The organism is Bradyrhizobium jicamae (assembly GCF_001440395.1).
Lineage (GTDB): Bacteria > Pseudomonadota > Alphaproteobacteria > Rhizobiales > Xanthobacteraceae > Bradyrhizobium > Bradyrhizobium jicamae.
The window spans coordinates 21,354-28,626 of record NZ_LLXZ01000016.1 but is presented as its reverse complement, the minus strand read 5'-3'; the positions used below and the strand labels follow the sequence as shown (position 1 = coordinate 28,626).

Genomic DNA, 7,273 nt, shown 5'->3' with positions numbered 1-7,273 from the left:
CGCGACGCTCCGGCATCGGCGGCGGCGCGGGCCGGCGGAGTTCGTCGGCGAAGGAGGGACGCGCGGTGCGCGGCGGCGGCTCCGGCATTTGCGGTTCGACCGGATGATCGAAGCCGTCGGTCGATCGTGCGTCGGCCCTTGCGGGCTCTTCGCTCCAGGCCGCATCGGGCAGCGGCGCAATCCGCGGCGCCTGCTCGGCGACCGCCGGACGCGGTGCCATCTGCTCGCGGTTCGGCATCGCGCGCACGATGTTGGGCTCGACCACGATGTCGCTGGGTCCGCCGATCATCAGGAGATGCTCGACATTGTCGCGCCGAACCAGCACCAGGCGTCGGCGGCCGTCCACGGCGGCGGCGTCGATCACGGCAAGCCGCGGCATCCGCCCGCGCTGGGTGTTGGCGCCGAGGCGGTTGTTGGCGAAGCGACGAACCAGCCATGCGGCCACGCCGATCAGCGCCAAAACGGCGATGAATGCGAAGAGGAATGTCAGTGTCTGCATTCTTTAGTCCCCGGCCACGAGCCGTTCTCTGATGCTGGCTTCGACGAGTGCGGTCTTCGGTCTTTCCGTCCGAGCATGTTCCCCGGGAACACGGTTCCCGCCATCCTGACCATGCCCCGAAGCGATCCGCAGCCGGCGAATCACGCCCGAGATCAGCCTTATTCCTTAATTCCCCACGGCGAGCGCCGCCGTCCGGTTAATTAATAGACCAAGAATCGCTTGAGCCAAAACGACTTCTGAGCGCCCCAAGTCGCGTTGGTGGCTGCTGGTTAACGCAGTTTTCGTGGCGAAAATGCGCTCGTTTCGTCACCACAGCCGGAGATTCGCCGCTGTCCGAGCTCGCCGCGGGCGATTTTAACCAGCCGTTAACCATACACCGGGCAAATTCTGCCTACCTCGCGGCGGCTGCCAGAGGTTAACGGGGAACGGCTCGATGGCCATCAACGATCTTCCGATCCTGTCGGCGCTGCGCACCAAGATGCAGTGGCACCAGGAGCGCCAGCGCGTGCTCGCCGAAAACGTCTCCAACGCCAATACCCCGAATTTCCGGCCGACCGACCTGGTCGAGCCGAAGTTCGACAACAAGGGCGCGAATGTCGGCGGCGCGATGGGGTCGCTCGCCATGATGCGCACCAGCGCGACCCACATGTCCGTCTCCGGCGGCGGACAGAGTTTCAGGGGAGACGGCGGCAAGAGCGGCTTTCTGACCAAACCTGCCGGCAATTCGGTCAACCTCGAAGACCAGATGCTGAAGGTCTCGGCCAACCAGATGGACTATGCGGCCGCCACGTCGCTCTACACCCGCAGCCTCGGCCTGCTCAAAACCGCCATCGGCAGACGTTGACGCAGCCCGATTAGGAGAACCGGATCATGGCAGATGAGGCAAGCGACTTCGCCCGCTCGATGAGCATCGCGACCTCCGGCCTGCGCGCGCAGGCGGGACGGATGCGGGTGATCTCGGAAAACATCGCCAATGCGGACTCGACGTCGCCGACGGCCGGCGGCGATCCCTATCGCCGCAAGGTGCCGACCTTTTCGTCAGCGCTTGATCGTTCGCTGGACGCAAGGGTGGTGACGCTCGGAAAGGTCAGGACTGACCAGTCGGCATTTCGCGTCAAGCACGAGCCAGGCAATCCGGCGGCGGATGCGGCCGGCCACGTCAAATATCCGAACGTCAATCCGCTGGTCGAAATGACCGACATGCGCGAGGCGCAGCGGTCCTATGAGGCCAACCTCAACATCATCAGCGCCACGCGCCGCATGATTCAACGCACGCTCGACATCCTCAAGGCCTGAACAGGAACCATAGAAAATGGCTTCACCAACCGTTGCAGCAAATGCCTACGCCGCGCTTTCGCGCATCGTGGAGACCGGCGGCGCCGAGAAGGGCAACGAGTCCACCGGCGGTCCATCCTTCAGCGCGCTGCTCAAGGACGCCGTCGGAAGCGTGCTGGAGGCCGGCAAGAAATCCGACTCGCAGGCCATGGCGATGACCTCCGGCAAGGCCAACGTCATGGACGTGGTGACGGCGGTGGCGGAAACCGACGTCGCGGTCTCGACGCTGGTGTCGGTGCGCGACCGCGTGATCCAGTCGTATGAAGACATCATGAAGATGCCGATCTGACGTGCCATGGGACGTCATCGCAGCCCGAAAGCGTCGTCATTGCGCGCGAAGCGAAGCAATCCATCGGGCCACAAACACAAATGGATTGCTTCGTCGCTGACACTCCTCGCAATGACGGTGGAGAGTTCGCGCAAGAAGAGGAAATTGAAATGACCGGTGCCGAAACCCTGGACGTGGCGCGCGATGCGATCTGGACCATCGTGGTGGTGTCAGCGCCCTTGATGGTGATTGGGCTCGTGGTCGGCGTCGTGGTGTCGCTGTTCCAGGCGCTGACCCAGATTCAGGAACAGACCCTGATCTTCGTGCCGAAGATTCTTGCGATCTTCCTGACATTACTACTGGCGCTGCCGTTCATGGCTGACTCGATGCACGGTTATATGATGCGGATATCGTCGCGAATCATAGGCGGTTGATGCATTGTCCATGAATGCGCGTCGACATCTCTCTGCTGCCCGCCCTTGCCGCCACCTTCATGCTGGTGTTCGCCCGCGTGGGAGCGATGGTGATGCTGTTGCCGGGCTTCGGCGAGAGCAATATTCCGGTGCGCATCAAGCTCGCGATTGCGCTGCTGCTGACGCTGATCATCCTGCCGCTGCATCGCACCGCCTATCAGATCGACCTCTCCTCGATGAGCGCGCTCGGGGTACTCCTGGTGCACGAGATCGCCATCGGCATCGTGCTCGGCGCCACCGCGCGCGTGACGCTGGCGGCGCTTGCCGTGGCCGGCTCGGTGATCGCCCAGCAGCTCGGCCTTGGCTTCGTCACCGCCGTCGATCCGACCCAGGGACAGCAGGGCGTGCTGATCGGCAACTTCCTCTCCATTCTCGGCATGACGCTGCTGTTTGCCACCGATACCCATCACCTCGTCATCGCGGCGCTGAACGAGAGCTATCGGATCTTCGCTCCAGGCGAGCTGATGCCGAGCGGGGATGTGGCGGCGCTTGCCACGCGCGCCTTCGCTACTGCCTTCAAGATCGGCATGCAGCTCTCCGCGCCGTTCCTGGTGTTCGGCATCGTCTTCAATATCGGCCTTGGCGTGCTGGCGCGGCTGATGCCGGCGATGCAGGTCTATTTCGTCGGCGTGCCGCTGTCGATCATGATCGGATTCCTGATCTTCGGCCTCGTCCTGTCGGCGATGATGGGAACCTATCTCAACTACTTCATCGGCGTGATGCACGAATTGACGCCGCTGAAATAGAGCCTGATCCAAAAAAAGGTATGCCGGTTTTCGCTTGCGACAAACGCGGAATGCGTTTGCGCGGCGATCGTGCTCAAACAAGAAACTAGAGCGCCGCGATGGCCGACGATTCCGACGACAAAACAGAAGACCCTACGCAGAAACGTCTCGACGATGCGTTGGAGAAGGGCGACGTCGCCAAGAGCCAGGAGGTCAACACCTGGTTCATCATCGCGGGCGGCACGCTGATATTGTCGACGTTTTCAGGATCGATCGGCGGCGGCATCCTGATGCCGCTGCGCAACCTGATCGCCAATGCGGGTCAGCTTCGCACCGACGGCGCGGCGCTGCTCGCGCTCGGCAATACGCTGAGCTATGCCGTGCTCGGCGCGATCGGCGTGCCGCTATTGATGCTGGCGCTTGCCGCGATCGCCGGCAATATGATCCAGCACCGGCTGGTTTGGTCGTCGGAATCGCTCAAGCCGAAGTTCAGCAAGGTATCTCCGGGCGCCGGGTTTAAGCGCATCTTCGGCAAGCAGGCGCTGGCGAATTTCCTCAAGGGCCTGTTCAAGCTGATCGCGCTCGGCGCTGTCATGATGGCGGTGCTGTGGCCTGAGCGTGATCGTCTGGAGTCGTTCCTGCGCTTCGATCCTTCGGCGATCCTTGGCGTCACCACCAGCCTGACGCTGCAATTGATGGGCGCGGTGGTGGCGATGCTGGCGGCGGTCGCGATCGCCGATTACTTCTTCCAGTACCGGCAGTGGTTCGAGCGCCAGAAGATGTCGCTGCAGGAGATCAAGGACGAGTTCAAGCAGTCCGAAGGCGACCCCCACATCAAGGGCAAGATCCGGCAGTTGCGCCAGCAGCGCATGAAGAAGCGCATGATGGCCGCCGTTCCCAACGCCAGCGTGGTCATCACCAACCCGACCCACTATTCGGTGGCGCTGTCCTACGACCGCGGCATGTCGGCGCCGGTCTGCGTCGCCAAGGGCGTCGACAACGTCGCGTTCAAGATCCGGGAAATCGCCAAGAAGCACGACATTCCGATCGTGGAGAACGTGCCGCTGGCGCGCGCGCTCCATGCCACCGTCGATATCGACGAGGAGATTCCGGTCGAGCACTACCACGCGGTCGCCGAGATCATCGGCTACGTCATGCGCCTCAAGAACGGCCTCGGCGCCCGGAGAATGTGATGGGAACCGCTGGAAAACGCCTTGAAATGCCTTCAACCTGTCAAATAACCGCCTGATGGACTTGCACTTGCAGGTCCGATTCAGGCACTCAGGAGGGGCGTGCGAATCCGCCCGTCTCCTCCTTGCCGAAGGGCAGCGCCTCTTCAGATGACCGCCGAAACCGACAGTCGCCGTTCGCCCACCGAGCCCTTCGCGGCCCACGAGCCGGCGCGGCGGGGAGGTAGCATCATGCTGGTGCTGCTGGTGGCCGCCGGCATTGTCGGGGTGGCGATCGCACTGATGACCATCGGTCGCGCCCAGGCCCAGCCCTATATCCTGGGCGTGCTGGCGCTGCTGGCCATGGTCGGCCTGTTCAATTTGTTCGCCTTTGCCGCCGGTATTGTCCGCTTTACCGACCGTACCTCCGACGACCCCGTGATGGGCCGTATCGCCGATCAGGCCTATGACGGGCTGGCGGTGACCGACCCCAAGGGCCACGTGGTCTATTCCAACGCCGCCTATCTGGCGCTGACCGGGGCTGCCAGCCGGCAGGATGTGCGGCCGGTCGAGCGCGTCTTCATCGGCAATCCTGACGTCTCGGAGGCCGTTTTCCGCCTGCTCAAGGCCGCCCGCGAAGGCAAGCGGCAGCAGGAGGAGGTCCGCATTGCCGGCTCCGACGGTGCGCAGGGCCGCTGGCTGCGGATGCGGGTTCGGCCGCTCGGCCAGAGCAAGCGCGAAGCCAAATATGCGGTGTGGTCGATCGCCGACATCACGCGGGATCGCGAACGCCAGGAGGACGTGTTCCGGGAATTGCAGCATGCGATTGAATATCTCGACCACGCTCCATGCGGCTTCTTCTCGGTCAATCCGGCTGGCGACGTCATCTATGTCAACGCAACGCTGGCGAACTGGCTCGATTACGATCTCGCCGAGATCGGGTCTGGCGGGTTGAAGCTCTCCGATATCGTCTCCGGCGACGGCGCTTCGCTCCTGACCTCGATCGTGGCGGTACCGGGCGAAGTCAAAACCGAGGTGTTCGACATCGACCTGCGCATGCGCGGCGGCAAGACCATGCCGGTGCGGCTCTATCACAAGCTCGCCTTCGGCGCCGACGGCTCGCCGGGGTCGTCGCGCACGCTGGTGATCAGCCGCGCGCGCGACGAGCATTCCGACCCCGAGCGCGCCGCCGAAGTCCGCTTCATGCGCTTCTTCGACCACACGCCGATGGCGATTGCGACGGTGGACCGCGGCGGCGCTGTCGTCCGTGCCAATGCCCGCTTCGCCAAGCTCGCGCAAAGCCTGGGCCCTGACGGTGCGGCGAACAAGTCGATCTTCCGCGCGGTGAACGCGCGCGACCGAAACCTTTTAATCGCGGCGATCAATCAGGCCGCGGAAGGGCAGGGCGACATCGCGCCCGTCGAGGCCATGCTCGACGGCGCCAAGGAGCGCTGGGGCCAGTTCTTCGTCACCGCGGTCGAGGAGGACGAGCGCGACACCGAAGCCGCCATCGTCTACCTGCTCGAGACCACCGAGCGGCGCACGCTGGAAAACCAGATCAACCAGTCGCAGAAGATGGATATGGTCGGCCAGCTCGCCGGCGGCATCGCGCACGATTTCAACAACGTGCTCTCGGCCATCATGATGGCGAACGACTTCCTGCTGAACGCGCACAAGCCGACCGATCCGTCGTTCCAGGACATCATGCAGATCAAGCAGAACGCGACCCGCGCCGCGACGCTGGTGCGGCAACTGCTCGCGTTCTCGCGCCGCCAGACGCTGCGGCCGCAGGTGCTCGGTCTCGGTGACGCGCTGTCCGATCTCACCATGCTGCTGCGGCGGCTGATCGGCGAGAAAGTCAAGCTCGACCTCATGCATGGCCGCGACCTCTGGCCGGTCAAGGTCGACGTCTCGCAATTCGAACAGGTGGTGGTCAATCTCGCGGTCAACGCGCGCGACGCGATGCCCGATGGCGGCAAGCTGACGGTGAAGACCGCGAACGTCACGGCGGATGAATCCGCGCAGCTCTCCTACAAGGGCTTGCCGGCCGCCGACTATGTACGCATCGACATCTCCGATACCGGCACCGGAATCCCCGCCGAGATCGTCGACAAGATCTTCGAGCCGTTCTTCTCGACCAAGGAAGTCGGCAAGGGCACCGGGCTTGGCCTCTCCACGGTCTACGGCATCGTCAAGCAGACCGGCGGTTTCGTCTATGTCGACTCCACGCCCGGCGAAGGTACCACGTTCCGCATCTTCCTGCCGCGTCACCGGCCCGAGCTGGAAACGCAGCCGGAAGCGCAGGCCACCAATGGCGCGGCCAAGGAAGCCGCGGCCGAACCGCCGAAGCCGCGGCCCGACCTGACCGGGCAGGGCACCATCCTGCTGGTGGAAGACGAGGACGGCCTGCGCTCGCTCAACGCGCGCGGGCTTCGTTCGCGCGGCTACAGCGTGATCGAAGCTTCCAACGGCATCGAGGCGATGGAGGCGCTCGACGAGAAGGACGGTGCGGTCGATCTCGTCGTCTCCGACGTCGTGATGCCGGAAATGGACGGCCCGACGCTGTTGCGCGAAATGCGCAAGCGCAACCCGAACCTCAAGATCATCTTCGTCTCCGGCTACGCCGAAGAGGCCTTCGACAAGAGCCTGCCGGAGAACGAGCAGTTCGCCTTCCTGCCAAAGCCGTTCGCGCTGAGCGCGCTGGTGGAGAAGGTCAAGGAGACGATGACGGCCAAGTAAACGCCCACGTAAAACGTTGGCCGAAAGCCTGCTTGCGCATGGTGAATGCGGAGTTCACGGCCAAA

8 protein-coding genes are annotated in these 7,273 nt (G+C 63.7%); 7 read left to right on the top strand and 1 reads right to left on the bottom strand.

Annotated features, from left to right (window positions below; translation table 11 throughout):
* The coding region (locus tag CQ12_RS03705; protein ID WP_198164060.1) for a flagellar biosynthetic protein FliO at positions 1 to 499 on the bottom strand (499 nt) is incomplete at its 3' end.
* 433 nt (positions 500 to 932) lie between these two features.
* Here CQ12_RS03705 and flgB point away from each other — a divergent pair.
* The 7 genes from flgB (at position 933) to cckA (ending at position 7,208) form a co-directional block, all read left to right on the top strand.
* Positions 933 to 1,343: a flagellar basal body rod protein FlgB gene (gene flgB, locus CQ12_RS03700; RefSeq protein ID WP_057834011.1), complete on the top strand. Its 411-nt coding sequence runs from the start codon at positions 933 to 935 to the stop codon at positions 1,341 to 1,343.
* A 26-nt stretch (positions 1,344 to 1,369) separates the two neighbouring features.
* The gene (flgC, locus tag CQ12_RS03695; protein WP_057834010.1) at positions 1,370 to 1,795 is read left to right on the top strand and encodes a flagellar basal body rod protein FlgC; all 426 of its coding nucleotides are present in this window, start codon (positions 1,370 to 1,372) and stop codon (positions 1,793 to 1,795) included.
* A 16-nt stretch (positions 1,796 to 1,811) separates the two neighbouring features.
* Positions 1,812 to 2,123 carry a flagellar hook-basal body complex protein FliE gene (gene fliE / locus CQ12_RS03690; protein WP_057834009.1) on the top strand — a complete coding sequence of 104 codons (312 nt, stop codon included), beginning with the start codon at positions 1,812 to 1,814 and terminating at the stop codon, positions 2,121 to 2,123.
* A 149-nt stretch (positions 2,124 to 2,272) separates the two neighbouring features.
* Positions 2,273 to 2,536: a flagellar biosynthesis protein FliQ gene (gene fliQ / locus CQ12_RS03685; protein ID WP_057834008.1), complete on the top strand. Its 264-nt coding sequence runs from the start codon at positions 2,273 to 2,275 to the stop codon at positions 2,534 to 2,536.
* Positions 2,537 to 2,550: 14 nt separating this feature from the next.
* Positions 2,551 to 3,321, top strand: a complete 771-nt coding sequence (fliR, locus tag CQ12_RS03680) for a flagellar biosynthetic protein FliR (protein WP_057834007.1) — start codon at positions 2,551 to 2,553, stop codon at positions 3,319 to 3,321.
* Positions 3,322 to 3,419: 98 nt separating this feature from the next.
* Entirely contained in the window at positions 3,420 to 4,493 is a 1,074-nt protein-coding gene (flhB, locus tag CQ12_RS03675; protein WP_057834006.1) for a flagellar biosynthesis protein FlhB, read from the top strand.
* Positions 4,494 to 4,640: 147 nt separating this feature from the next.
* Positions 4,641 to 7,208 carry a cell cycle histidine kinase CckA gene (gene cckA / locus CQ12_RS03670; RefSeq protein WP_057834005.1) on the top strand — a complete coding sequence of 856 codons (2,568 nt, stop codon included), beginning with the start codon at positions 4,641 to 4,643 and terminating at the stop codon, positions 7,206 to 7,208.
* Positions 7,209 to 7,273 lie beyond the last annotated feature (65 nt).

What these genes read in the sequence shown, in the direction of transcription:
- flgB (WP_057834011.1), top strand. Translation starts at nt 933, where the DNA reads ATGGCCATCAACGATCTTCCGATCCTGTCGGCGCTGCGCACCAAGATG.
- flgC (WP_057834010.1), top strand. Translation starts at nt 1,370, where the DNA reads ATGGCAGATGAGGCAAGCGACTTCGCCCGCTCGATGAGCATCGCGACC.
- fliE (WP_057834009.1), top strand. Translation starts at nt 1,812, where the DNA reads ATGGCTTCACCAACCGTTGCAGCAAATGCCTACGCCGCGCTTTCGCGC.
- fliQ (WP_057834008.1), top strand. Translation starts at nt 2,273, where the DNA reads ATGACCGGTGCCGAAACCCTGGACGTGGCGCGCGATGCGATCTGGACC.
- fliR (WP_057834007.1), top strand. Translation starts at nt 2,551, where the DNA reads ATGCGCGTCGACATCTCTCTGCTGCCCGCCCTTGCCGCCACCTTCATG.
- flhB (WP_057834006.1), top strand. Translation starts at nt 3,420, where the DNA reads ATGGCCGACGATTCCGACGACAAAACAGAAGACCCTACGCAGAAACGT.
- cckA (WP_057834005.1), top strand. Translation starts at nt 4,641, where the DNA reads ATGACCGCCGAAACCGACAGTCGCCGTTCGCCCACCGAGCCCTTCGCG.